A 25507-nucleotide genomic window follows, 5' to 3' on the forward strand; every position below is an offset into this window, starting at 1 on the left:
TCCGCCTTCGAAAGGACACAGCCAATGGCTCCCAAAGTTCTCGTATCCGACAAGCTCTCCGAAACCGCCGTCCAGATCTTCCGCGATCGCGGCATCGAGGTGGATTTCATGCCCGAACTGGGCAAGGACAAGGAAAAGCTCGCCGAGGTGATCGGCGAATATGATGGCCTCGCCATCCGCTCCGCCACCAAGGTCACCGCCAAGCTTCTTGAGGCCGCGACGAAGCTGAAGGTCGTCGGGCGCGCCGGGATCGGCACCGACAACGTTGACAAGGAAGCGGCCTCCAAGAAGGGCGTGATCGTGATGAACACGCCGTTCGGCAACATGATCACCACCGCCGAGCACGCCATCGCTATGATGTTCGCCGTGGCGCGCCAGATCCCCGAGGCCTCTGCCTCCACCCATGCCGGCAAGTGGGAGAAATCCAAGTTCATGGGTGTCGAGCTGACCGGCAAGACGCTGGGCGTGATCGGCGCCGGCAACATCGGCGGCATCGTCTGCGATCGCGCCCGCGGCCTGAAGATGAAGGTCATCGCCTACGATCCCTTCCTCTCCGAGGAGAAGGCGCAGAAGATGGGCGTTGAAAAGGTCGAGCTGGACGAACTTCTGAAGCGTGCCGATTTCATCACCCTGCACGTGCCGCTGACCGACAGCACCCGCAACATTCTCTCCGCCGAGAACCTTGCGAAAACGAAGAAGGGCGTGCGGATCATCAACTGTGCCCGCGGCGGCCTCGTGGACGAGGAGGCCCTGGCCGAACTGCTTAAATCCGGCCACGTGGCCGGCGCGGCCTTCGACGTGTTCTCCGTCGAGCCCGCCACCGAGAACCCGCTCTTCGGTCTGCCCAACGTCGTCTGCACGCCGCACCTCGGCGCTGCTACGACGGAAGCCCAGGAGAACGTGGCGCTCCAGGTGGCCGAGCAGATGTCCAACTACCTGCTCACCGGGGCCGTGGAAAACGCGCTCAACATGCCCTCCGTCACCGCCGAGGAGGCCAAGATCATGGGCCCGTGGATCAAGCTGGCCGATCACCTCGGTGCCTTTGCCGGCCAGATGACGGATGAGCCGATCAAGGCGATCAACATCCTGTATGACGGCGTGGTGTCCGAGATGAACCTCGAAGCGCTGAACTGCGCCGTGATCGCCGGGATCATGAAGAAGGCGAACCCCGACGTGAACATGGTCTCCGCGCCTGTCATCGCGAAGGAGCGCGGCATCCAGATCTCCACCACCAGCCAGGACAAGTCCGGCACCTTCGACGGCTACATCAAGATCACCGTCGTGACCGAGAAGATGGACCGCTCGGTCGCAGGCACCGTCTTCTCCGACGGCAAGCCGCGCTTCATCCAGATCAAGGGTATCAACATCGACGCCGAAGTTGGGGCGCACATGCTCTACACCACCAATGACGACGTGCCGGGCATCATCGGCACGCTTGGTCAGACGATGGGCGAGAACGGCGTCAACATCGCCAACTTCACCCTCGGCCGCTCAGATGTGGGCGGTGGCGCCATCGCTCTGCTCTACGTGGACGAACCGGTGCCGGCTCCTGTGATCGAGAAGCTCTGCCAGACGGGCAAGTTCCGGCAGGTGAAGCCGCTGGCATTCGACGTCGCCTGACGCGAATTCCGCATGAACAGAGACTGTTTCACCCCGGCCTTCGCGCCGGGGTGTTTCGTTTTCGGGGGCATGGCGGTAAGAAAGCCCCATTGGCAGGGGCGATTTCGAGCGAGGCGGCGATGCGCTATTACGCGATCGGGGATGTGCATGGGCATCTCGAGCAATTGAAACGGGCGCATGAGCTTATCCGCGCCGATATCGCGCGCTGCGGCCAGCCCGCGCCCGTCGTCCACCTCGGCGACCTGATCGACAGGGGGCCGGAGTCGCGTGGCGTGATCGACTACCTGATGAAGGGGATCGCGGCCGGCGAGCCATGGCATGTGCTGAAGGGCAACCACGATCGCTATCTCGAGCGCTTCTATCGCGAGCGCATCACGTTTGATCCGAACACGCGCACCGGGCTCGTTTGGTTCGATCACCGGCTCGGCGGCGCGCAGACGCTCGCGTCCTATGGCGTCGAGGCTTCGGAGAACCGCGATCCAGCGCAGATCCAGCGGGACGCCCATGCCGCCGTGCCGGAAGCGCATATCCGCTTCATCGAGGGGCTTCCGCTCTGTCTCGAAACCGAGGATCTGATCTTCGTGCATGCAGGCATCCGGCCCGGCGTGCCGATGGCGCAGCAGGCGGAGGACGATCTGCTCTGGATCCGGGACGGATTTCTGGATGACGACACCGATCACGGCCGCCTGGTGGTGCATGGCCATACCGCGCTGGAGGCGCCCGAACACTTCGGCAACCGGGTGGATCTGGATGGCGGCACGGGATATGGCCGCCCGCTGATCCCGGCGCTGTTCGAGGGCCGCGATGCCTGGCTTCTCGGTGAAGGCGGCCGCAGCCCGCTCCTGCCCCCCGAGCATCGGTTGCAGCGCGGCGCCTGAGCAAAAGCGCGCCCGTGGGGCACCCGCAAAAGGCGAACGGGATTGCAACACCTTGCGCCGCTTCTGGCAGGCCGGCAGCCAAGGGTGTGGATTTATGGCGGCAATCCTCTAGCCTGCCCTCATTCTTCGCATAGGAAGGGACGGAAGAATGACAGCAACAGACACGACTCCGGCCAAATCCCCCTCTTGGATCTGGCTTCTCATCCTCGGCATCCTGCTCACCGTCGGTGGGCTGATGTGCCTTTTCAATCCCCTGGCGTCCACGTTCACGGCGCTGATCCTCGCGGGCGCGACCTTCATGGCCGCCGGCATCATCCAACTCATCGCCGCCGTCGCCGACAAGGAAGACAGCACCGGCAGCCGCATTCTCGGGGCTCTGCTTGGCCTCGTTCTGGTTGTTTTCGCCATCTCGCTCATGCGGCATCCGCTGGCAGGCATCGTTTCGCTTACCCTTTTGGTGGCAATTCTGTTCCTGATCTCCGGCCTTGTGCGCGTGATCCTCGGCTTCCAGCTGCGCCCGACCACCGGTTGGGTCTTCGTGCTGATCTCCGGGATCATTTCCATCGTGCTGTCGATCATGGTGTTCAACAACATGCCGGAAATCGCGGCCGGCCTGCTGGGCATTTTGCTCGGCGTGGATCTGCTCTCCTCCGGGATCACCACGCTCTTGATGGCCTTCGGCGTCCGGTCGCTTGCCAAGGGCTGACCTCTCACGTCAGGCCATTTTCGGCTTGCTTGGAGCCTGAAAACGGAAAGCCCCGGCGCATCCGCCGGGGCTTTTTCTATGTCCAGTCCAGCACCACCTTGCCGCTCTTGCCGGATTTCATCGCGGCGAAGCCTTCGCGGAAATCGGCCACCTTGAAGCGGTGGGTGATGACCTTGCTCACGTCGAGCCCGTTCTGCAGCATGGCGATCATCTTGTACCAGGTTTCGAACATCTCCCGGCCGTAGACGCCCTTGATGGTGATCGCCTTGAAGACGATGCGGCTCCAGTCCACGGGGGATTTGCCGGGCGGGATGCCCAGAAGCGCGATCTTTCCGCCCATGACCATGGACTCCACCATCTGATCCAGCGCCGCCTGGTTGCCTGACATCTCAAGCCCCACGTCGAAGCCCTCCTTCATCCCAAGCTCGTGGATGACGTCATTCAGATCCTCCTCGGCCACGTTCACCGTCCGGACGTTGGGCACAACGTGGCGGGCGAGCGCCAGCCTGTCGGGGTTGACGTCGGTGATCACCACCCGGCGGGCGCTGGCGTGGCGGGCCACGGCGGCGGCCATGATCCCGATCGGGCCCGCCCCCGTGATGAGCACGTCCTCCCCAAGCAGATCGAAACTCAGCGCCGTGTGAACGGCGTTGCCCAGGGGGTCGAGGATGGCGCCGATCTCGTCGGAAATGTCGTCGGGCAGGGGCACGACGTTGAAGGCGGGCAGGCGCAGATACTGCGCGAAAGCTCCCTGCACGTTCACGCCGATCCCGCGCGTTCCGGGATCGAGGTGGAACTTGCCCGCCCGGCTCTGGCGGCTCTCGGTGCCGATCAGGTGGCCTTCGCCCGAGCAGCGCTGGCCCACCGAAAGCCCCGTCACGTCCCGCCCGATCTCCACGATCTCGCCGGCGAACTCATGGCCGGTGATCATCGGCACGGGCACCGTGTGCGAGGCCCAGTCGTCCCAGTTCCAGATGTGGATGTCGGTGCCGCAGATCCCCGTCTTGTTGATCTTGATCAGCACGTCGTCGGGCCCGATCTCCGGCACCGGCGCGTCCACCATCCAGAGGCCTTCCTCAGGGCGGGATTTCTCCAGTGCGGTCATCGTGTTCCTGCGCATCACAGCACCCCCACGCGTTTGCCGGCGGTGCCGAAGGCCTCCAGCGCCCTGTCGAGATCCGCCCGGGTGAGGGCCGCGTTCATCTGGGTGCGGATGCGCGCCGTGCCGCGGGGCACCACCGGGAAGAAGAAGCCGGCCACGTAGACGCCTTCGTCGTAGAGCGCCGATGCCATCTGCTGGCTGAGCCGCGCATCGCCCAGCATGACGGGCACGATGGGATGTTCTCCTGGCAGCAGTTCGAAGCCGAGCGCCTCAAGCCCGGCGCGCCAGTAGGCGGTGTTCTCGAACAGCCGGGCGCGCAGATCGTCGCCTGCTTCCACGAGATCCAGCGCCACCAGCCCCGCCGCCACGACGGAGGGCGGCAGCGCGTTGGAAAACAGGTAGGGGCGTGCGCGCTGGCGCAGGAGGTCGATCACGGCCTGAGGCCCTGCGATGTAGCCGCCGATCGCGCCGCCGAGCGCCTTGCCCAGCGTGCCGGTAAGGATGTCCACCTTGTCGGCCACGCCGGCGTGATGGGGCGTGCCGCGCCCCTGCGGCCCCATGAAGCCGGTGGCGTGGCAATCATCCACCATGACCACGGCGTCGTAGCGCTCCGCGAGGGCGGTGATCTCGCCCAGCCGGGCAAGGTAGCCATCCATGGAGAACACCCCGTCCGTGGCGATCATGATGTGCCGCGCGCCATCGCCGCGGGCCTGTTTGAGCGCTTCCTCCAGCGCCTGCATGTCGGAGTTCGGGTAACGGTAGCGCTTCGCCTTGCACAGCCGGATCCCGTCGATGATGGAAGCGTGGTTCAGCGAGTCCGAGATCACCGCGTCTTCCGGGCCCAGAAGAGGCTCGAACAAGGCGCCATTGGCATCGAAGCAGGCGGCGAAGAGGATGGCGTCGTCCTTGCCCAGGAAGCGGGCGAGGGCGGTTTCCAGCTGACGGTGCAGATCCTGCGTGCCGCAGATGAAGCGTACCGAGGCCATGCCGAAGCCGTGGCTGTCCATGCCGGCCTTGGCCGCTTCGATGAGGGCCGGGTGATCCGCGAGGCCGAGGTAGTTGTTGGCGCAGAGGTTGATCACCTCGCGCTCGCCTTCCACGGTGATCCTGCCCCCCTGCGGCGAGAGGATCGGGCGCTCCGTCTTGGTCAGGCCCTCGGCCTCGATCTCGGCGAGCGTCTGGCGAAGGGCGGTGATGAAAGCATCAGACATGGGAAACTCCGCTTCGGTTGTCCGGAGAATATGGGCCAATTGGCGCGCGATGCAATGCGCCGGGGGCGACCTCCGGTGGCGCAATCGGGCTTCGTGCCGCTCAATCGGGGGCAAGCAGCCGGAAATCCACCTGCGCACGGGCGCCGCGCGCGTCGATCGCGGTCACCACGTGAAATCCGGGGCCATCAAGGGGCAGCACCGTTTCGCGCTGCCGCGTGCCGGGCAGGGGCTGGCCATTGGCGAGCCAGGTGAAGGGCGGGGTGCCATGCCGAAGCTTGGCGACGATCGGTGCGCCGGGCAGCAGCTCCGCACCCGACGGCGGGAAGGCGATCGACAGCTTCGGCACCGAGGCATCTTCCGGCCCGGCCGCGATCCGCAGCGCCTGTGGCAGCTGGGCGGTGCCGACGGTCAGCGCCTCCGGCGGTGGTGGGGGCAGCGGTGTGCGCCGTGCCGAGAGCCGCGCGAAAGCTTCGAACAGAACCGGCGCGGCGAGGTCGCCCCCGAAGGCTCCGGGCACCGGGGTTCCATCCGGTCGCCCCATCCAGACGCCGACGGTATGCGCCCCGTCGAAGCCGATGGCCCAGGCATCGCGATGGCCGTAGGACGTCCCGGTCTTGAAGGCGATTTCCCCTTTGTCAGAGCCGATTGGGGATGGCATCCCCCGCAGTATGTCCGCGACATACCAGGCCGCCAGCGGGCCCATGAACTGCCGGTTTTCGGGAGATGCCACGGCGCCCGGCGCCCATGTGAGCGCGGTTGCGCGGCCGCCGTTTGCAAGCCCGGCGTAGAGGCTGACGAGTTCCTCAAGCGACACGCCGACGCCGCCGAGCGCCAATGCCAGACCGGGCGTCGAACCGGGTAGATCCGGCGCCATGCCTGCCCGCTTCATCGCCTGCAACAGCCGGGCCGGCCCGATCTGTTCGGTCAGCGAAACCACGGGCGTGTTGAGCGAGAGTTGCAGCGCCTCGCGCACGCGCAACCGGCCGCGGAACACACCGTCGAAATTCTGCGGAGCATAGGTGCCGAACTGACGCGGCCTGTCGTCGATGAGGCTTTCGGGATGGGCGAGCCCCTGATCGAAAGCCAGGCCATAGACCAGCGGCTTGAGCGTGGAGCCCGGCGACCGGCGCGCCTGCGTGAGATCGACGAAACCGGCATGGGGGCCGGTGATCCCTGCGGAACCGACGGAGGCCAGGATCCGGCCGGTGTCGTTCTCGACGGCAAGCAGCGCGATCTGCACCGCCCCGTCGTGCTCCGTGAGCCTGTCTCGCGCCAGCGCCTCCAACCCATGCTGGATCCGGGCATCGATCCCGATCCGAACCACGCCTTGCCCGGGAAAGGCGGCAAGGGCCCTGTCCGATAGATGCGGAGCAAGCTTGGGGAAAGGGTGGCGCCGGGTAGGAACAGGCTCTGACAAGGCCCGATCGTGGGTTTCCGGCGAGATTACCCCGGCCAGTGCCGCACGGTGCAGAACGCGGTCCCGCGCTGCCTTGGCGGCGGCCGATGCATGGTCCGGCCTGCGCGCCTCAGGGGATTGGGGGAGCGCCACCAGCAGCGCGGCTTCCGCCCGGCTCAACCGCCGGCAGGGCTTCGCGAGCCAGGCCCGGCAGGCGGCGGCGATCCCCTCGATGTTGCCTCCGAAAGGCGCACGCTGAAGGTAGAGGTCGAGTATCTCCCGCTTCGTCAGCCGCTTTTCCAACGCCAGCGCCAGCCGGATCTGTTCACGCTTCGCGGCGAAGCTGCGCGTTGATCCTCCGATCAGCAGCCGGGCCACCTGCATCGTGATGGTAGAGCCACCGCTCCTGATTTCGCCGGAAAGCGCCGCCTGTGCCGCTGCCCGCAGCAGGGCGCGCAGGTCCACGCCGCCATGGCCATGGAACCGTTTGTCCTCGTAGGCGAGCAGCATCGCGACATAGGTCTTGTCCACCTCGTCGGCGCGCGCGGGCAGCCGCCAGTAGCCGTCAGACGTCAGGTAGGCGCGCAGCAGGGTGCCGTCTTCGGTCTTCACCTGCCGGGACGTCTCCGTAATCAGCGCGGGCACAGGCGCCGTGGCGACCCAGTGGCGAAAGCCGTCCAGCGCAAGGGCGCCCGACCAGAGCGCCAGAACAGGCATGAAGAGCCAGCCGCGTCTCACGGCGCGGCGGCCGTCACCGTCAGCCGGCCCGGGGCCGTCTGGGCGCGATAGATGGGGCGATACATGTCTTCCACATGGGCCGCCGGGTGATGGTAGCTGCCGGGCCGGACGGCGCGCACCGTATAGGCCAGCGTGAAGGGGGCATTGCCGGCCCAGTTGACCGCGGCAAGAAATCTGTCGCTGCGAAACTCCGTCATTTCCGTCTCTGTTTCGGCGGAAAGCCAGTCTAGGGCGCGGATGTCGCCCGCGCGCAGCAGCGCCGGGTTGTCGATTTCGAAGCCGGCGGGCAGGGGATCGTCCACCATCAGGCGCGCGGCCCGATCACCGAAGAGCTGGATTGTCAGAACGGCGACGGCCCGCGTGCCGGCCGGCACGGACCCGATGTCCAGCGGCTCGCCCTCCAACGTGAAATAAGCGCGCGTGATCGCATAGCCCTCACCGCCGGCGCCCTCCGGCGTTTCCGGCACCCCGAAGCGGGCGACGGTGATCTCCACCGGCTCGCTGCCGCTGTTGGTGAACCGGGTTTCGCCCGGATCCCCGCTTTGCCGGAACTTCACGAGCGGCCCTTCGGCCGGGAGCCCGTCAACCAGGATCGCGCCGTCGGGGCTGTCCAACAGGGCGTGAGCGGCCAGAAGCGTCCAGCTCAACTCCTGCGGCGAGGCGTGGGCCAAACCTTCCGGCGGCGTGACCTCGGCCAGAAGCGCCGGCAGGGCCAACGCCTGGCTGCCGCTTTCCACCGCGAGAGCCAGCAGCGCGGCGCTGTCTCGCCGCGGTGAGCCGAAATCGGCCCGCATCACGAAGGGCTCATCGTCAGGCGGGGTGGAGATTCGGCTCTGTGCACGGGCAAAGAGCCGGTCCGCCCGCTGTTGATCGCCGTATTGCGCGAGCGCGGCGCCCAGCTGTGCAAGCGCCATCGGGGTGGCGAAAGCCTCCGCTTTCGTATCCGCGTAATACCGCAGATCGCTCATGGCCGCCTGCCCCTCGCGCGCCAGAACATGAAGCGCATAGGCAAGCCCCTCGCCGCCGATGTCGAAATCCGGCGCGTAGTTGACCTGGTTGCGCAGGTTGTCCATCGCGGCGCGGAAGGCCGGGTCCGGCACCTCATGGCCGAGGGCGCGCGCGCGGGACAGGAAATCGCTCACGTAGGCATCCAGCCAAAGCGCGCTCCCCTCCGCGCGCCACAATCCGAAGCCGCCGCCGGACGTCTGGCGCGCGAGCACGCCTGAGATGGCGCTTGATATGGCCTCGTCGCCTTGTGCGGGCAACGGCAGTCCGCTCTGCCGCGCCACATCCGACAGGTAGAGCAGCGGCAGCGCCTTCGAGGTGATCTGTTCGGTGCAGCCATAGGGGTAGCGTGACAGCCCCGCCAGAAGCGAAGGCGCATCCAGCTGGGCGAGCGGGCCGAGGCTGACCGTCGCCGTTGCGCTGCCCTTGCGCAGACCGCTGAACACCTCTTCGTCGAAAACGAAGGTCTTCCCCGGCTCCAGCAGGAATCGGCTGCGCCGGGCGATGGCAGGATCGTTCTCCACGACGGCAAGGCGCAGCTCCCTCTGCAGGGTTTCGCCCCCGGGAGTCGTGACCGTGAGGCGTATGAGGCCTTCGCCCGGATCGGCTGCGGCAATGGGCAGGCGCAGGTGCCGGGTTTCGCCCTCTGACAGCGGCACGTCGACGGAGGGGCTGCCGGAAAGGATGATGTTTTCCCCTGTCACAGAGACAGAAACGACCCCGCTCGCGCCGCTGGAATGGGTGAGCGAGAGGGCAAGCTCGGATTGATCCCCGGGAGAGAGGAAACGCGGCAGGCTGGGGCTGACGACGATCGGATCGCGGACGAGAATGTCTTTCGTGGCGGCGCCGACGCCGCTTTCGGACCAGAGCATGGCCGACAGTCGAAGCGTACCATTGAACGGCGGCAGATCGAGCGGCAGCCGAAAGCTTCCGTCGGCATCCGGCTCCAGTGGGCCCGCGAAGAAGGCAAGCAGATCCTCCGTCGGCGGTGGGGACTGCATCCGGAGCGCGGCACCGGCGTCTCCCCCCGACCGCAAGCGGCCCTCCGCCCCGACACTGCCATCGATCAGCCGCCCGTAGAGATCGCGCAGTTCCACGCCCAGTTTCCGCTGCCCGAAGAAGTGGGCGGCAGGATCGGGCGGCCTGTGGCCGGTGATGTTCAGGATGCCCAGATCGGTGGCGGCGATGGTCGCATAGATCGGGGTGCTGCCATCGTGGCCATCAAGCGTGAGTCGGATTTCGGCGGGCCTGTTGGGGCGCAGCTCCGCTGGCGCTTCGAACCGCGCGCTCAGGCGTCGTGCGCCGGGATCGACCGGCGCGTAGGCGATGCCCATCTGCCGCGCGGGCAAGGGGGCATCCAGCCGCGTGGAGGGCGCGATCAGCGTCGCGCTCAAGTAGGCACCGGCGCCCCATTCCTCGGTGACGGGCAGGGAGATTTCATTCTCTCCTTCCGCCAGTCTGGCCGTTTCCATGGCGATCACCCTGTCGCTCATCACGGTGATCAGCGCTTCGCCGGCCATGCGCGGCGTGATCTTCAGGCGCGCGGTTTCCCCGATGGCGTAGCCGGGTTTGTCGAGCGCGATGGCAAGGACATCCGGCGTCGTCGTCGTGTCGGCCGGGGCATACCAGCCGGCGTAGAACCGATGGGACGTTGCGGTATAGGGGCCGCTGGCGGTTTCCAGCTCCAGCTCGTATTCGCCCCAGTCAACGGGAACGGACAGCGCGACGCCTTGCTCCGGATCGGTTTGCAGCGCCCCTTCCGCCACCCGTTTGCGCGACGTGATGGGCTCCCACTGCCATTCGCCGTAGAGCTGATACCACTGATACCGTGTTTCAAGGCGGTTGAGCTGCCACTTCAGGGCCCTGGCGCTGCCTTCGCCTGCCGGAGCAACCGTGATGATCCTGAACTGGGCCTCACCGCCTTCGGGGGCCGCGTCATCGAACGCGGGGCGCAGGCCGATCACGTCCCGGTCCGGCGGGAGCGCTTGCGTGAGGCGCCGCTCCACCGGGCGGCCCGAGGCCTCGGAAAGGCGCAGGGTGAACTCCGCCGTCAGAAGATCGGATTCAGTCTCTGTTTCAGGGAAACCAGCGCTGACAACGGCGTTTCCCTCCGCATCCGTTTCGAAGGCCCCCTCGATGCTCCGGCGGGATGTCCGGCCGGTCTGATCGTAGCGCCCGAAGAGAAAGCCCTCGTAGCCTGCGATGCTTCGGCTGGGTGAAAGCGCCACTTCGCCTTCCACGGGCAGGCCTGGGGCGGGGGCGCCGAACAGGTAGCGTGCGGAGAGGGCGATCCGGGCGGGCAGATCCCGGCGAAGGGGGAGACCATCGGCGAGCGACAGGTCGAAATCGATGCGCTCGGGCAGGAAATCTTCCACCAGCACGCGCGCACGGGCAATCGCTGGGGCCTCGGGATCGGCATGGAGGCTGAGCAGCCAGGTGCCGCGCGGGGCGTCCGGCGCTACGGGAAAGCTGAACACGTGGCCGCCGGCCTTGCCGCTTTCAGAGCGCTGGCGGCTGTACTCGAGCCCGTCCGGGCGTTCGAGGATGGCGGTAGCCGGGAGGCCGTCCAGTGCCTGGGCACGCGCATCGCGCAACAGGGCCGTGGCGTGGATCGTGTCGCCCGCGCGGTAGGCGCCCCGATCGGTGGCGAGATAGCCATCGATCGGCCCCGGTGCGGCGCGCCCCTCTACGCCACGGTCCGACAGGTCGAAGGCCGGATCGGACAGGGACAGGAAGTTGGCGTCCTCTCCGGCCTCGACGAGAATCATCGCAGCTTCCCCGGCTCCGCTCCCGCGCAGAAGGGCCGGTGCAAATCGGGCAATCCCGCCTGAATTCGTCTCTGTTTCGGCCAAGATCTCGTTGCCACGGCTCAGAAGCCGCACCTTGGCTTCCGCCACCGGCAGGGCGGTCCTGAGGCTGCGGGCCACCACGTGCAGCCCATCGGCGCCGCCCATCGTGGCGAGCCCGAGATCGCTCAGCACGAACCACTGGAGCGCGGGCGGGGTCTCGTATGGATCCGCACCCGGAACGCGGGCCTCCAGGGCGTAGATCCCGGCCGGCTGGCCGTCGATGATCCCGCTCACCGGGAGGCGCGTGGTGATCTTGCGGTTGAGTTCCATCCCGGTTTCGCCCTCGCCCTCCCAGATCGGGGCGGCGATGCGGTTGCCGAATTCCGCGCTGCGGTAGGAGGGAAGCGATTGCCCGAAGAAATCCTCCTGCAGCGCGCGCAGGAGATTGCGCTCGCTCATGCGGTAGAGCTTGAGATCGAGGCGGTCGGTGTTGACGGTATCGACTGGCAGTGCCGCCGGGCCGTGCCGGGGCAGCACGTAGGCCCGCCCCGGAAAGCGCACCGAGGGGCTTCGGTCCCGCACGTAGAGGGCCAGCTCCACGGTCCGGACGAGGGACTCCCCGCTCTCCGCCGGCAGGCCTTCGCGGAACCGCAGTTGATACCGTGCGCCATGGGTCAAGCCGCCGATGCAGATGCGGCGCCCCTGCGCCTCGACGGTCAGCCCCGGTTCGGGCAGGCCCACGAAGGGCGTGTAATCCTGCCCGTCCGCGAGCGCCTCCGAGAACCGCGCGCAGATCCTCGGGCTCTCGAGTTCGTTCTCCACCTCGTGCTCGACGATGCGGAAGCCGTAGCGGCCGATGGCCTTCGTCAGCAGGCTCTCGGCGGCATCGCTCCGGTGTTCGGAAAGCGCCAGTCGCAGGGCCGGAATCATTTCCTTGCCGCGCCCCGTCTCCTCAAGGCCGAGCGCAAGCAGGTAGAGGCTGGCGGCCACATCTTCGCCGGTCTCGGCGCGCAGATAGGCGTTGAGCGCTGCCGAGAGGGCCCGCGCTTTCATCCGCCGCTTGGCCTCGGAAGACTCGGAATCGAGCGCCAGCGCGGTGCGCGCGTAGTCCTGCCAGAGTGCACTGGTGTCGGCCGCTGAGACAGCCGAGCCGAAGAAGCGGTGAGCGGTCTGCATGTCGCCCTGGCCCTCTCTCTCACGCGCCGCTCGGGCCAGATCCTCGGCGGGCCAACGTCCGGCCGGGTGACGAAACCCAAGGGTTTTGGCCTGTATCAGAGCCTGTTCAAGATCTTCCGGCCGAAGGAAATCCAGCCGATCCGCCCGCGCCGGGGCGTTGGCAAGAATGCCGGGATCCGTGGCCACGACACGACCCGAAGTCGCGCCTTCGTAGGCTGAGGGCGGGCCGGGATCGGCCTTGGGGAAGCAGCTCGCCGAGCGCGCGTTGAAGGTGAGGGCCGTGCAGGACGGATCCGCGAGGCAGGCCGTCTGGCAGGCGTCGAAGGTCGTGTCGAACAGGCTGGCGATGTCGCCGCCCGGAAGGTCTACATCCTGCTCGGTCACGAGGCGCCGCTCGGGCACGGGCTGTGCGATGGCTGCGGATGCAAGAAAAAAACAAAAAAATCCAAAGAGTATGCGGCGCATGTCTGGCCCTCCCTACCGGGAAAGGCTCTCACAGTGCGGCGCTCAAGGCAAATTCTGGGTTCGGACGTGCCGCCGTGGGCTCAGGATGCCAGCCTGCGGGGGGCGGCTTCCGGGTAGTCCCGCAGGAACACGAGCCGTTCCGGGGTGCTTTCGGCCTGCGACAGCCGGTAGCCGCCGTAGCTGAAATCCCGCAACCCCTCAGGCCGCGTGACGCGCTGATCGATGATGTAGCGGGCCATGGAGCCGCGCGCCTTCTTGGCGAAGAAGCTGACGACCTTGGCTGTTCCGTCGCGCTCCTCCATGAAAACAGGCTCTATTACGGCTGTTTTCAGGGCGTTCCGATCGACGGCGCCGAAGTATTCCTGCGAGGCACAGTTCACCAGAGTGTCCGTTCCCGCCGCTTCGGCGGCCTCGTTCAGGGCGTAAGCGATCTTGCTGCCCCAGAAGTCGTAGAGCGATTTCCCTTTGCCGGTTTCCAGGCGGCTTCCCATTTCGAGGCGGTAGGGCTGGATCAGGTCGAGCGGGCGCAGCAGGCCGTAGAGCCCCGACAAGATGCGCAGGTGGGTTTGCGCGAAGCGGAAATCCTCCTGCGATAGGCTTTGCGCGTCCAGCCCGGTGTAGGTGTCGCCCGCGAAGATCAGCGCGGCCTGCTTTGCGTTGCCCGGGTGCGATTCAGGCTCGAATTCGGCGAAACGCTCGGCGTTCAGCCGCGCCAGCTTGTCGGAAAGCTTCATCAGCTTTCCAAGCTTCTCGGCCCCCAACGCGCGGGCATGTCCGGCCAGTTCATTGGCCTCGGCCTGAAAGGCGGGCAGTGAATGCGGAACGCCTTGTGCCGGGGTTTCGTCGAGTTTCTTGGCGGGGGAAATGACGGTGAGCATGGTATCTTTCAGGCGTTCTGCAGCACATCGAAGAAGGCGGGGCCGAAGCGCTCGGCGCGTTTCGCCCCCAGGAGCCGTTCCAGCGCTCCCATGTCGGGGTCACGTAGGGCGGCGACCTTGGCAAGCAAGCCCGCCGGGCAGGACATCGGCTTGTCGAGCCCGTCGGGCCCGCGGGCAAGCTCCGCCTGCACCTTGAGAAGCTCGTCGTAGATGCCGCCGGCCGCGCGGCCCGAGAGCGCCCGCCGTGCGGGATGCTCCGGCGCCGGGGCATCGCCGGTGATGACCGACAGGAAGGCATCGCCGTATTTCTCGAGCTTCGTCGCCCCGACCCCTGTGATCCGCGCCATGGCATCGCGCGTGGCCGGGCGTTTTTCGGCCATTTCGATCAGGGTGCGATCGTTGAACACCATGTAGGCGGGGAACCCCGCGGCCTCGGCGAGGGCGCGCCGCTTGGCTTTCAGGGCGGACAGCAGCGGCGCGTCTTCCTCGCTCACGAGCATCTTGGCCGCCGGCCGGCTCTTCGCCGCCTTCACGGTATCCTTGCGCAGGGTGATGCTTTCCTCGCCCCGCAGGATAGGCCGGGCGGGCTCCGTCATGCGCAGGGCGCCGTGGCGTTCCGGATCGGGGCGCACCAGATCCTGCGCCATCATCTGCCGGAAGATCGCCTGCCACTGGCTGCGGGTGAACTCCTTGCCGACGCCGAATGTGGGCAGCGCATCATGGCCGCGCTCCCGGACCTTCGCCGTTTCGTTGCCGAGCAGGATGTCGGTTAGGTGGCCGGAGCCGAAATACTCGCCGGTGCGCAGGATCGCCGAAAGCGCTTTGCGCACGGCCTCGGTGGCGTCGAACAGCTCGGGCGGGCTTTCGCAGAGATCACAGTTTCCGCAGGCCGCGCCGCTTTCGCCGAAGTAGGCGAGCAGGCTCTCGCGCCGGCATTTCTGGGCTTCCGCGAGCCCGAGCAGCGCGTTCAGCCGCGCGTGATCGGCAGCGCGGCGTTCGGGCGGGGCGAGGCCCTCGTCGATCTGGGCGCGGCGCAGGCGGATGTCGTCGGCGCCGTAGAGCGTCAGGGTTTCGGCGGGCGCCCCGTCGCGGCCGGCGCGCCCGATCTCCTGGTAGTAGGCCTCGATGGATTTCGGCAGGTCGGCGTGGGCGACCCAGCGGATGTCGGGTTTGTCCACGCCCATGCCGAAGGCCACGGTCGCAACGACGATCAGGCCGTCTTCCTGCTGGAATCGTGCCTCTACGGCACGGCGCGCGTCCGGCTCCATGCCGCCATGGTAATGGCAGGCCGGGTGGCCGTCTTCGCTCAGGGCCTTGGCAAGGCTTTCGGTCTTGGCTCGGGTTGCGCAGTAGACGATGCCGGATTGCCCGCGGCGGGCATCGGCAAAGGCCAGGATCTGGCGGCGGGGGCTGTCCTTCGCGGCGAAAGCGAGGTGGATGTTGGGGCGATCGAAACCGTGCAGGAAGGTGTCGGGCGTTTCGCCGTCAAACAGCCGCGTGATGATCTCCGAGCGGGTCTCGGCATCGGCGGTGGCGGTGAAGGCGGCCAGCGGCACGCCGAGCGCCCGGCGCAATTCGCCGATCCGCAGGTAGTCGGGGCGGAAATCGTGCCCCCACTGGGAAACGCAGTGCGCCTCGTCCACCGCGATCAGCGAGGTGCCGATCCGGCGCAGCAGTGGCAGGGTTCCCCCCGAGGCCAGCCGTTCGGGCGCCATGTAGAGTAGCTTGAGGCGGTTCTCGTCGAGCGCCGCGAAGACGGCATCCGTCTCTTCCTCGGTGTTGCCCGAAGTCAGCGCGCCGGCCTCGACGCCGGCCTCGCGCAACGCCCGGACCTGATCGCGCATCAGGGCGATGAGCGGCGAGATCACCACCGTCACGCCCTCGCGCGCCAGCGCCGGCAGCTGGTAGCAGAGCGATTTCCCGCCCCCCGTGGGCATGATCGCGAGCGTGTTGCGCCCCGCGATCACCGCGTTCACGATCTCCTCCTGCCCGGGCCGGAAGGCCGGGAAGCCGAAAACCGAAGAGAGAAGCGTGTCCGCTGCGGGCATGGCCTGTGGGTATGCTGACGTTTTTCGTTAAGTCTGCTCTACCCTCGAATCTTTCACACTAACGAAGCGTGAACAAGGGCCGGCTCAGAAGAAGAGCGCCGCGTTGTTGGCCAGGATGATGCGCAGGGCGTAGAGGCCGAGAAGGGCGATCAGCGGCGCCAGATCCAGCCCGCCGGTATCGGGCAGGAACTGCCGGATCCGCCCGTAGACGGGCTCCAGAAGCCGGTTCAGCCCGTACCAGAGCTGCGCGACAAGGGGTTGCCTCAGGTTCAGAACCTGGAAATTGATCAGCCAGCTCATGATGATATGCGCGATCATGATGAACCATGCCACGTCGATCAGCAGCATCAGGATCTGGAATAGCGAGGTCATTTGGCGTCCTTTGTCTGTCTTGCGCACCAAACACCTAAGGCCGCCGCCGGGGCATGGCAAGAAGCTGCCGCGACGTTTCCCTTGTGCGCCGCTTTCCGTGAGGGGAAGGTGCGCCCGAAACGCCCCTTTCCGGGCCCCAGAATAGCCGGACACGCGCATGTACCCTGTCATCCGAATGCTCAAGGAAATCGTCATCGCCCGCCGCCGCCCGCCGATGGGCATTCTCGAGGTCAACGAAACCGAACACATCTGCTGGCCTTGGGACATCGACATCTTCATGGAGCTCAACAACGGCCGCACGCTTACGCTCTACGACTTGGGCCGCATCCCGATGGCGATCCGAATGGGGTTCGACAAGGCTCTGAAAAGGCAGAAATGGGGTCTGACGATTGCCGGATCCTCCGTGCGCTATCGCCGCCGGATCCGCATGTTCCAGAAGTTTCGGATGAAAACCCGGGTGATCGGATGGGACGAGCGTTTCATCTACATCGATCAGACGATGTGGCGAAACGGGGAGTGCACCAGCCAGGCGCTGCTGCGGTCCGCGATCACCGACAGGAACGGGATCGTATCTCCGGAGAGGTTCTGCGCGGCGGTTGGCGCGGATCCACAAAGCCCACCGTTGCCGGCCTGGGTGGTGGCCTGGATCGAGGCCGAGAATACGCGGGTTTGGCCCCCGGTCCTTCCGGGGTGAACAGGCTCTGTATCTGAGGGACTCGCCCTAAAGGCGAGCACAAGGCCCCTTGCCCACATCGAACTAATCGGTTTACCTCAAGTTGGGCAAACCCGGCGCGCGGGCACCGTGCGCTGGCATGATCCGTAAAAGGGTCTATCAGGGGGCGGCGATGACGGAAAACGTGGCGAAACGCCGGGTCTGGGGCTGGATGATGTTCGATTGGGCCAGCCAGCCCTATGCCACCCTGCTTCTGACCTTCATCTTCGGCCCCTATTTCGCGGAAGTCGTCACGCAGTCTCTCGTGAACGAGGGGATGGAGCGCCCCGCTGCGGCCGCGCAGGCCCAGGCCTACTGGGGCTACGGGCTGACGGCGACAGGGCTGGCCATCGCCTTTCTCGCCCCTGTGCTGGGGGCTCTGGCCGATGGCGCCGGGCGAAGGATGCCCTGGATCCGCGTTTTTTCGCTGTTCTACATCGTCGGGGCCGCGGGGCTTTGGTTTACCGCGCCAGACCAGTTCAGCGTGCCGCTTGCGCTGATGTTTTTCGGCATCGGGCTTTTCGGTGCGGAGTTTGCCACCATCTTCACGAATGCCCTGCTGCCGACCCTCGGCCCCCGCGACCAGATCGGGCGGATATCGGGCTCGGGCTGGGCGCTGGGCTACGCCGGCGGCGTGCTGGCGCTGGCGCTGATGCTGCTGTTCCTCGCCGAGAACGCGAACGGGGTGACGCTTCTGGGCAACCCGCCGGCCCTCGGCCTCGATCCGGAGGCACGCGAGGGCACACGCTCGGTCGGCCCGCTCACGGCCGTCTGGTATGCCGTCTTCATGATCCCCTTCTTCCTCTGGGTGAAGGAGCCGCCGGTGCCGCGGGGGGCGGGCGTCCGCCTCGGGGATGCGCTGCGCGATCTGTGGAACACCCTGTCCTCGCTGCCGAGCAATCCAAGCTTCCTCGCCTATCTCACCTCGTCCATGTTCTACCGGGATGCGCTGAACGGCCTCTACACGTTCGGCGGCATCTACGCGCTCGGAGTGCTTGGCTGGTCCGTGGTGGAGATCGGCGTCTTCGGCATCATGGCCGCCATCACCGGCGCGATCTTCGCCTGGGTGGGGGGGCGCGCCGACCAGCGCTTCGGGCCGCGGCCGGTGATCGTCACCAGCATCATCGCGCATCTCATCGTCTGCGCGCTGATCGTGTCCATTTCCCGCGACAGCGTGATGGGTGTGCCGCTGCCGGAAGGGTCGAAACTGCCCGACATCCTGTTCTTCGTCTCCGGCGGCGTGATCGGCGCGGCCGGCGGGGCACTGCAATCGGCAAGCCGAACGATGCTTGTCCTGCAGGCCAATCCGGCGCGGATGACCGAGGGCTTCGGCCTCTACGCGCTGGCCGGTAAGGCCACCTCCTTCCTCGCGCCGGCGGCCATCGCCGTCGCATCCGACGTGAGCGGCTCGCAGCGGGTCGGCATCCTTCCCCTGATCGCCCTCTTCCTTATTGGGCTGGTTCTGTTACGCTGGGTCAAAACACCAAGCGATTAAGCATTACTGATAGAGAAAGAGCAGCCCTATGTTTCGCCAGATGATCGGCGCGCTGTTTGCCCTCTGTCTGGCAACGAGTGCGCAGGCGGAAACAGCGGCCAAGCAATACTTCGGAAAGGCCACCGGAGGATCCCGACAGAACGCGGCCCCCTACGGCAGTTACGCCAAGGGCTGCCTCGCAGGCGGTGTGCAACTGCCCGAAACGGGCCCGCGCTGGCAGGCCATGCGCCTGAGCCGCAACCGCAACTGGGGCCATCCCGAAACCATCAAGTTCATCGAGCGCCTCAGCAAGAAGGCCGCGGCGCAACCGGGCTGGAACGGCCTCTACATCGGCGATATCTCGCAGCCACGGGGCGGCCCGATGCTCTCGGGCCACCGGTCCCACCAGATCGGGCTGGACATCGACATCTGGATGCGCCCGGCCACCGATCTGAAGCTCTCCCGCCGCACGCGGGAAAACATCTCCTCCATCTCCATGCGCCGCAACGAAGGAGCCTTCGTGAACGGCAACTGGACCCGGGCGCACCATGAAATCCTGAAGGCCGCCGCGAAAGACAAGGCCGTGGCCCGGATCTTCGTCTTTCCCGGCGCGAAGGTTCAGATGTGCAAGGACGAGAAGGGCAACAAGGCCTACCTGCGCAAGATCCGCCCGTGGTGGGGCCATCACTACCATTTCCACGTGCGCCTTGCCTGCCCCCGCGGGGCCAAGGGCTGCGTCGATCAGGCGCCGCCGCCCAAGGGCGACGGCTGCGCCGAGGCCCAGCAGTGGGTCGACAACATCCTCAATCCGCCCCCGCCCAAGCCGCGCGATCCCAATGCGCCGGCGCCGAAACCGCGGCGGGAGCTGACACTTGCGGATCTTCCCAAGCAATGCACAAGCGTCTTGCGGTCGCGTTGACCCTGTTCCTGGCCGTGTGCCCGGCGGCGGCCGTCGGCCCCGCCACCTCGGGCCCGCGCGTCGAGCTGATGAGCCAGACCGTCTGGCGCGACGGCGATGCGCGGTTCGGCGGGTTCTCTGGGCTGCATGTCTACCCCGGCGGGCTGCGCTTTCTCGCCATCTCCGATCGCGGCAGCATCGCCGAGGGGCATTTCCTGCGCGCGGGCGGGCGGATCTCGCGGGTGGCGCTGGACAGGCTGCAACCCCTGAACGATCCCGACAAACGCCCCGTGGCCGGTGGGGCCGGAGATGCCGAGGGGCTTGCCGTTCGCTCCGATGGCCGGATCTTCGTCTCCTTCGAGGGGCAGCACCGGGTCTGGACCTATACCAGCCCTTCCGGCGAGGCGGCCTGGCTGCCCCGGCATGAAGATTTCAGACGGATGCAGAACAATTCTTCGCTGGAAGCGCTTGCGGTGGATGCGGCCGGGGCGCTCTATACGCTGCCAGAACGGTCGGGCCGGCTGGACAGGCCCTTCCCCGTCTACCGCTACAGGAAGGGCACTTGGCGGCGGGCCTTTTCCGTGCCCCGGCACGGGCCGCATCTGCCGGTAGGGGCCGATATCGGCCCGGACGGGAAATTCTACCTGCTCGAACGCAATCTGAGCGGGCTGCTCGGCTTCGAAACGCGCCTGCGCCGTTTCACCTTCAGGGGCGGGCAATTGGGTGACGAGGAGATCCTGCTCGCCACGCGCTCCGGCACCCACGACAACCTCGAAGGGCTTTCGGTATGGCGGGACGGCGACGGAAACCTGCGCTTCACCATGATCTCCGACGACAACTTCAAGCTGTTCCAGCGCACGGAGGTCGTGGAGTATCGAATCCACGAATAGCTTGCTATTCTGCAAGCGGGCCGTTAAACGCGCGCCCTTAGCGCCCGAACCGCGGCGCCCCAAGTCTCCGCGACCTTGTAAAAAACGGACAACAGAAAATGCAACGAGCCCTCATTCCCGGCGTTCTCGCCATGGCCGCCATCGTGGTGGCCTCCAACATCCTGGTGCAGTTCCTCTTCGGCAACTGGCTGACCTGGGGTGCCTTTACCTACCCGCTTGCCTTCCTCGTGACCGATGTGATGAACCGCGTCTACGGTGCCGCCACCGCCCGCAAGGTGGTGTTTGCCGGTTTCGTGACGGGCATCATCTGTTCCTTCATCGGCACCCAGATCATGGGCGAGTTCGGCCCCCTCGTGACGCTGCGGATCGCGCTTGGCTCCGGCCTCGCCTTCCTGACCGCGCAGCTGATGGACGTGGCGATCTTCGACCGCCTGCGCGAGGGCCGCTGGTGGCGCGCGCCGCTGGCCTCCACGCTGGTCGGCTCCACGCTGGACACCGCCATCTTCTTCACCGTCGCATTCTCGGCCACGCTCACCTTCCTGGAGCCCGGCAACGACGTGTCCTGGGCCGGTGAGATTCTGCCCATCCTCGGCGTCGGGCCGGAAGCGCCGCTCTGGGTTTCTCTCGCGATTGCCGACTGGATGGTCAAACTGGCGCTCGCATTGATCGCTTTGGTGCCGTTTCGCGCAATCGTGCACCGTTTGATGCCAGATGCTGCGTAAAATGTTTTGACAAACACCAGATCTGTGGCACCCTCCTATTACGTTCAGAACAACCAGAAAGGAGGTGCCAATGATCATTGGGAAACAGGAGCAGCTGGTGAAGGTTACGAGCGAGGTGAAAGTTTAGGGGGCAGCCCCTCTATGCAATCCCTGGCTTCGGGCTCTGCTATCTAGGAGTACCGCTTGCCACCTCCAATTCTCGAGAGGAGCCCCCGCGCAGATGCCGCGGGGGCTCTTTCATTTTTGGCACAAGTCGGTTGAAGGCACCTGTTGCGCAAAAAAACAGATACGCGCCTGCCCGTCTCGTCGCGCCACGGCTGTGTTTCAAGCCCAATCGCAGGTGCGCTCCGCTCCCGCCCGGGCCGCCGCTCATCGACAAATATTTCAAGGTGGCTTTCGTTCCCGATCTGGTCGCCCGCCGCATGCGCCGCTAGGGTGCGCCCATGTTGCGGATCAACGACGATATCACCCTTGCCGACTGGGAACTGACCGAAAGCTTCAGCCGTTCCTCGGGGCCTGGCGGGCAGAACGTGAACAAGGTGTCCACGGCCGTCGAGCTGCGCTTCGAGGCCGAGCGCAGCCCCAATCTTCCGGCCCATGCCAAGGCCCGTCTGAAGCGCATCGCGGGGCGGAAATGGACGACCGACGGCGCCATCGTGATCCGCGTGGAAGACACCCGCAGCCAGGCCCGCAACCGCGAAATCGCGCAGGAACGGCTGGCGGAGATGATCCGGCAATCCCTGATCCGGCCCAAGCGGCGGATCAAGACACGGCCCACGCTTGCCTCCAAGCGCCGCCGCGTGGATACGAAGGTCAGGCGCGGGCAGGTCAAGGCCCTGCGCGGCAAAGTGGACAAGGAAGACTGATGGACGATCTGCAAACGCGGCGCCAGCGCGCCATGGGGCGCCACGTGACGACCTTCTACCGGGAGCCTGTCCACGTGGTGCGCGGCGAGGGCCCATGGCTGTGGGATGCGAATGGGCGCAGGTATCTGGACTGCTACAACAACGTGCCGCACGTGGGCCATTGCCACCCGAAGGTGGTGGAGGCGATCGCGGCGCAGGCCGCCACGCTCAACGTTCACACCCGCTACATGAACGAACGCGTGGTGGAGTATCTGGAGGCCCTGTTCGCGAAATTCGATCACGGGCTCTCCAGCGCGATCATGGTCTGCTCGGGCTCCGAAGCCAATGATCTGGCGCTGCGCTTCGCCCAGGCCGTCACCGGCAGGACGGGCCTGATCGGGACGGACAACACCTATCACGGCAACACCGCCGCCGTGAGCCAGCTAAATGCCTCCAAGGTGCCGATCGGCGGCTATGCCGATCACGTGCGCAAGGTGCCGGCGCCCGACAACCTGAACCCTGTCGGCGGCAGCCGCGACGGGCAGGGCGCGGCCTTCGCGGCCCATGTGAAAGCCGCCATCGCGGAGCTTGAAGCCAGCGGCCACGGCGTATCGGCCCTGATCGTCTGCCCCTATTTCGCCAACGAAGGCTTCCCCACGCTTGAGCGTGGTTTCCTCGACGAGGCCATCGCCGCGGTGCGCGCCGCAGGCGGGTTGATCATCGCCGACGAGGTGCAGCCGGGCTTCGGGCGGCTAGGCAGCCATTGGTGGGGGCATGAGAAGCTCGGTTTTGCGCCGGATATCGTCACGCTGGGCAAGCCCATGGCCAACGGCCACCCGGTCGCCGCCGCCGTCACCCGGCCCGAGATTCTTGAGGCGTTTCAGGAGTCCTTTAAATATTTCAATACCTTCGGCGGAAACCCCGTTTCCGCGGCCGCAGCCCATGCCACGCTCAGGGTGATCGAAGAGGAAGGCATCCGCGAGAACGCTGAAAGCACCGGGGCCTACGCGGTTTCGCTGCTGTGCGATCTGGCTTCGCGCCACGATTGCATCGCCGACGTGCGCGGCTCGGGCCTGTTCTTCGGGGCGGAACTGGTTGAGGAGGGTGCCCCGGCCACCGCGCTGTGCGACGCCGTCATCAACGAGATGCGCCGGCGCGGTGTCCTGCTGCACAGCGAAGGCCGGCACGACAACATCCTGAAGGTGCGCCCGCCCTGCGTGTTCTCGCGCGAAAACGCGGATCTTCTGGTGGACACGCTGGACGCCGCCCTGACGGCCGTGCGGGCCGCGCGATGAAGGATGCAGAGGCCATCGCCTTCGCCCGGGCGGCGCTCAGGGCTTGGGATGCCCCGGCGCAGCGGCCACGCCTCATCAAGAACCGCGAGAACGCGGTGTTCGAAGTGCGCGGCCCCGGCGGCGCCCGTGCCGCGCTGCGCCTGCATCGCCCCGGGTATCAATCCGCCGGTGCCGTCCGGTCCGAACTGGTCTGGACGCAGTTGCTGGCCCGCGAGGGCATGGCTCTGCCGCGCCCCCTGCCCACCGCTGAAGGGCACCTCTGCGTCGAGGTGCCGGAGGCCGGCCGGCTCGCCAGCATGGTGGGCTGGGTCGATGGACACCAGCTCGGTGAAGGCGGCGCGCCGCTGGGCGGCAGCCCGGCGGATCAGTCGCGCCTGTTCCACGCGCTGGGCCGTGAACTGGGCCGCCTGCACCGGTTGAGCGATTCCCTTGCGCTGCCTGCGGGCTTCACCCGGCCCCGCCTCGATGCCGAAGGCCTTCTCGGTGATGCCCCGCTCTGGGGCCGGTTCTGGGAAAACCCGGCGCTGTCCGAGGCGGAGTCGGCGCAGCTGATCTCGCTGCGCGCCATGCTGCGCGATGCCGTCGCCACGGCTTCGGCCCTGCCCGGCGGCTTCGGCCTGATCCATGCCGATGCCCTGCGCGAGAACGTCTTCGTCTCCGGCGACGCCCTTTGCCTGATCGATTTCGACGATGGCGCCTTCGGGCCTCGGCTCTACGAGCTGGGTGTTGCCATGTCGCAGAACTGGGAGCTTGCCAATGCACGCGAACTCGCGGCGGCGCTCTGCTCCGGCTACCGGGAGGAAATGCCCCTTTCCGCGGATGCGGAAGCCCTGTTGCCGGCCTTCACGCTGCTGCGCTGCCTTGCGTCCTGCGGCTGGGTGATCGGCCGCTACCCGCCCGAGGCGCCGGAAACCGCGGACTACGCTGCGCGTGCCTGCCGTGCGGCAGAGGCGTTCGCGGGGGGCGATTTCTTCGGGGCGGGTGCCTAGACCACGACCTCGATCCGCTCCTGGTCGGCCACGCCGAACACGCGCTTGTAGCGGGCGACCTCATCCGCCGGCCCCATCGCCTTGTTGGGATTGTCCGACAGCTTCACCGTCGGGCGGCCGTCGGCGCTGACGGCTTTGCAGACGAGGGAGAAGGGCGCGAGCGCGTCGTTCGGCGTGAGGTCGCGGAAATCATTCGTCATCAACGTGCCCCAACCGAAGGAGATGCGCGCGCGGCCGGCGAACTGGGCGGAAAGCTCGGCGATCTTGTCCACGTCCAGCCCGTCGGAGAAGATGATCAGCTTGTTGCGCGGGTCCTCGCCGCGTTCCTGCCACCAGCGGATGGCGGTTTCCGCCCCTTTCGCGGGGTCGCCGGAATCGATGCGGATGCCCGTCCAGCCGGCCAGCCAGTCGGGCGCGTCCCGCAGGAAGCCCTCGGTGCCGTATGTATCGGGCAGGATGATGCGCAGGTTGCCGGAGTGCTCTTCCTGCCAGTCCGCCAGAACGTCATAGGGCGCGCGCTTGAGCGCGGCGTCGTCCTCGGCGAGGGCGGTGTAGACCATGGGCAGCTCGTGGGCGTTGGTGCCGATCGCCTCCACCTCGCGGCGCATCGCGATCAGGCAGTTCGACGTGCCGATGAACTTTCCACCCAAGCCTTCCAGCATCGCCTGCACGCACCAGTCCTGCCACAGGAAGCTGTGCCGGCGGCGGGTGCCGAAATCGGCGAGCCGCAGGTCGGGCAGCTGGCGCAGGCGTTCGACCTTCTCCCAGAGTTTCGTCATCGCACGGGCGTAGAGCACCTGCAGTTCGAAACGCCCCATCGGCGCCAGGACCGCCCGCGAGCGCAGCTCCATCAGCACCGCCAGCGCCGGGATCTCCCACAGCATGACCTCGGGCCAGCGGCCTTCGAACGTCAGCTCGTATTGGCCGTCTCGTTTTTCCAGGTGGTAGGGCGGCAGGCGCAGCGCTTCGAACCACTCCATGAAATCCGGGCGGAACATCTGGCGCTTTCCGTAGAAGGTGTTGCCGCGCAGCCAGGTGCTTTCGCCGCGGGACAGCGAGAGGGAGCGGATGTGATCCAGTTGTTCCCGCAACTCGCCTTCGTCGATCAGCTCGGCGAGCCGGATGTGCTTGCTGCGGTTGATCAGGCTGAAGGTGACATGGGTGTCGGGCTTGTTGCGGAAGACCGATTGGCACATCAGCAGCTTGTAGAAATCGGTGTCGATCAACGAGCGGACGATCGGATCGATCTTCCACTTGTGATTGTAGACGCGCGTCGCGATGTCGACCAAGGCACCGCC

Annotated in this window: 19 protein-coding genes; 11 read left to right on the plus strand and 8 right to left on the minus strand. The window is 66.6% G+C overall.

The features are described from left to right. The first annotated feature begins 24 nt into the window (after positions 1-24). From serA to PSA7680_RS06580, 3 genes are all read left to right on the plus strand, one after another. Complete coding sequence (gene serA, locus PSA7680_RS06570; protein WP_085867876.1) at positions 25-1620, plus strand: phosphoglycerate dehydrogenase; 1596 nt, start codon at positions 25-27, stop codon at positions 1618-1620. Between the two features lie 119 nt (positions 1621-1739). Beyond that, positions 1740-2498, plus strand: a complete 759-nt coding sequence (locus tag PSA7680_RS06575; protein WP_085867948.1) for a metallophosphoesterase — start codon at positions 1740-1742, stop codon at positions 2496-2498. A 148-nt stretch (positions 2499-2646) separates the two neighbouring features. Further along, positions 2647-3204, plus strand: a complete 558-nt coding sequence (locus PSA7680_RS06580) for an HdeD family acid-resistance protein (protein ID WP_085867877.1) — start codon at positions 2647-2649, stop codon at positions 3202-3204. 76 nt (positions 3205-3280) lie between these two features. Here PSA7680_RS06580 and tdh read toward each other — a convergent pair whose 3' ends face one another. The 7 genes from tdh to PSA7680_RS06615 all read right to left on the minus strand — a co-directional run bounded on the left by tdh (position 3281) and on the right by PSA7680_RS06615 (position 16384). Continuing rightward, a complete protein-coding gene (tdh, locus tag PSA7680_RS06585) occupies positions 3281-4309 on the minus strand; it encodes an L-threonine 3-dehydrogenase (RefSeq protein ID WP_085867949.1) in 1029 nt (342 codons plus the stop codon). Between the two features lie 14 nt (positions 4310-4323). After that, positions 4324-5517, minus strand: a complete 1194-nt coding sequence (locus tag PSA7680_RS06590) for a glycine C-acetyltransferase (RefSeq protein ID WP_085867878.1) — start codon at positions 5515-5517, stop codon at positions 4324-4326. A gap of 100 nt (positions 5518-5617) precedes the next feature. Further along, a complete protein-coding gene (pbpC, locus tag PSA7680_RS06595) occupies positions 5618-7651 on the minus strand; it encodes a penicillin-binding protein 1C (RefSeq protein ID WP_245824493.1) in 2034 nt (677 codons plus the stop codon). Beyond that, a complete protein-coding gene (locus tag PSA7680_RS06600) occupies positions 7648-13086 on the minus strand; it encodes an alpha-2-macroglobulin family protein (RefSeq protein ID WP_085867880.1) in 5439 nt (1812 codons plus the stop codon). Before PSA7680_RS06600 ends, pbpC begins: the two co-directional genes overlap by 4 nt. Positions 13087-13166: 80 nt before the next feature. Next, positions 13167-13964: a peroxide stress protein YaaA gene (yaaA, locus tag PSA7680_RS06605; protein ID WP_085867881.1), complete on the minus strand. Its 798-nt coding sequence runs from the start codon at positions 13962-13964 to the stop codon at positions 13167-13169. An 8-nt stretch (positions 13965-13972) separates the two neighbouring features. After that, positions 13973-16012 carry a DNA helicase RecQ gene (recQ, locus tag PSA7680_RS06610; RefSeq protein WP_085867883.1) on the minus strand — a complete coding sequence of 680 codons (2040 nt, stop codon included), beginning with the start codon at positions 16010-16012 and terminating at the stop codon, positions 13973-13975. Between the two features lie 84 nt (positions 16013-16096). Further along, positions 16097-16384 carry a YggT family protein gene (locus tag PSA7680_RS06615; protein WP_085867884.1) on the minus strand — a complete coding sequence of 96 codons (288 nt, stop codon included), beginning with the start codon at positions 16382-16384 and terminating at the stop codon, positions 16097-16099. A gap of 157 nt (positions 16385-16541) precedes the next feature. Here PSA7680_RS06615 and PSA7680_RS06620 point away from each other — a divergent pair, with 157 nt between their 5' ends. The 8 genes from PSA7680_RS06620 (at position 16542) to PSA7680_RS06655 (ending at position 24209) form a co-directional block, all read left to right on the plus strand. Continuing rightward, complete coding sequence (locus PSA7680_RS06620) at positions 16542-17078, plus strand: acyl-CoA thioesterase (protein WP_085867885.1); 537 nt, start codon at positions 16542-16544, stop codon at positions 17076-17078. Positions 17079-17229: 151 nt separating this feature from the next. Continuing rightward, entirely contained in the window at positions 17230-18591 is a 1362-nt protein-coding gene (locus tag PSA7680_RS06625; protein WP_085867886.1) for an MFS transporter, read from the plus strand. A 28-nt stretch (positions 18592-18619) separates the two neighbouring features. Beyond that, a complete protein-coding gene (gene mepA / locus PSA7680_RS06630; RefSeq protein WP_085867887.1) occupies positions 18620-19489 on the plus strand; it encodes a penicillin-insensitive murein endopeptidase in 870 nt (289 codons plus the stop codon). Next, positions 19462-20358 carry an esterase-like activity of phytase family protein gene (locus PSA7680_RS06635; protein ID WP_085867888.1) on the plus strand — a complete coding sequence of 299 codons (897 nt, stop codon included), beginning with the start codon at positions 19462-19464 and terminating at the stop codon, positions 20356-20358. Before mepA ends, PSA7680_RS06635 begins: the two co-directional genes overlap by 28 nt. Positions 20359-20456: 98 nt before the next feature. Next, entirely contained in the window at positions 20457-21080 is a 624-nt protein-coding gene (locus tag PSA7680_RS06640; protein WP_085867889.1) for a queuosine precursor transporter, read from the plus strand. A gap of 443 nt (positions 21081-21523) precedes the next feature. Beyond that, a complete protein-coding gene (arfB, locus tag PSA7680_RS06645; protein WP_085867890.1) occupies positions 21524-21946 on the plus strand; it encodes an alternative ribosome rescue aminoacyl-tRNA hydrolase ArfB in 423 nt (140 codons plus the stop codon). Then, positions 21946-23220 (plus strand): aspartate aminotransferase family protein, encoded by a 1275-nt coding sequence (locus PSA7680_RS06650; protein WP_085867891.1) that lies wholly within the window; start codon positions 21946-21948, stop codon positions 23218-23220. The genes arfB and PSA7680_RS06650 overlap by 1 nt, the downstream gene beginning before the upstream one ends. Next, a complete protein-coding gene (locus tag PSA7680_RS06655; RefSeq protein ID WP_085867892.1) occupies positions 23217-24209 on the plus strand; it encodes a phosphotransferase enzyme family protein in 993 nt (330 codons plus the stop codon). Before PSA7680_RS06650 ends, PSA7680_RS06655 begins: the two co-directional genes overlap by 4 nt. On the opposite strand, the gene pncB is transcribed toward PSA7680_RS06655, so the two are convergent. Continuing rightward, positions 24206-25498, minus strand: a complete 1293-nt coding sequence (gene pncB / locus PSA7680_RS06660; protein ID WP_085867893.1) for a nicotinate phosphoribosyltransferase — start codon at positions 25496-25498, stop codon at positions 24206-24208. The two genes, PSA7680_RS06655 and pncB, sit on opposite strands and share 4 nt — an antisense overlap. Positions 25499-25507: the final 9 nt, after the last annotated feature.

The organism is Pseudoruegeria aquimaris (genome assembly GCF_900172235.1).
In the GTDB taxonomy this organism is placed as follows: Bacteria; Pseudomonadota; Alphaproteobacteria; order Rhodobacterales; family Rhodobacteraceae; genus Pseudoruegeria; species Pseudoruegeria aquimaris.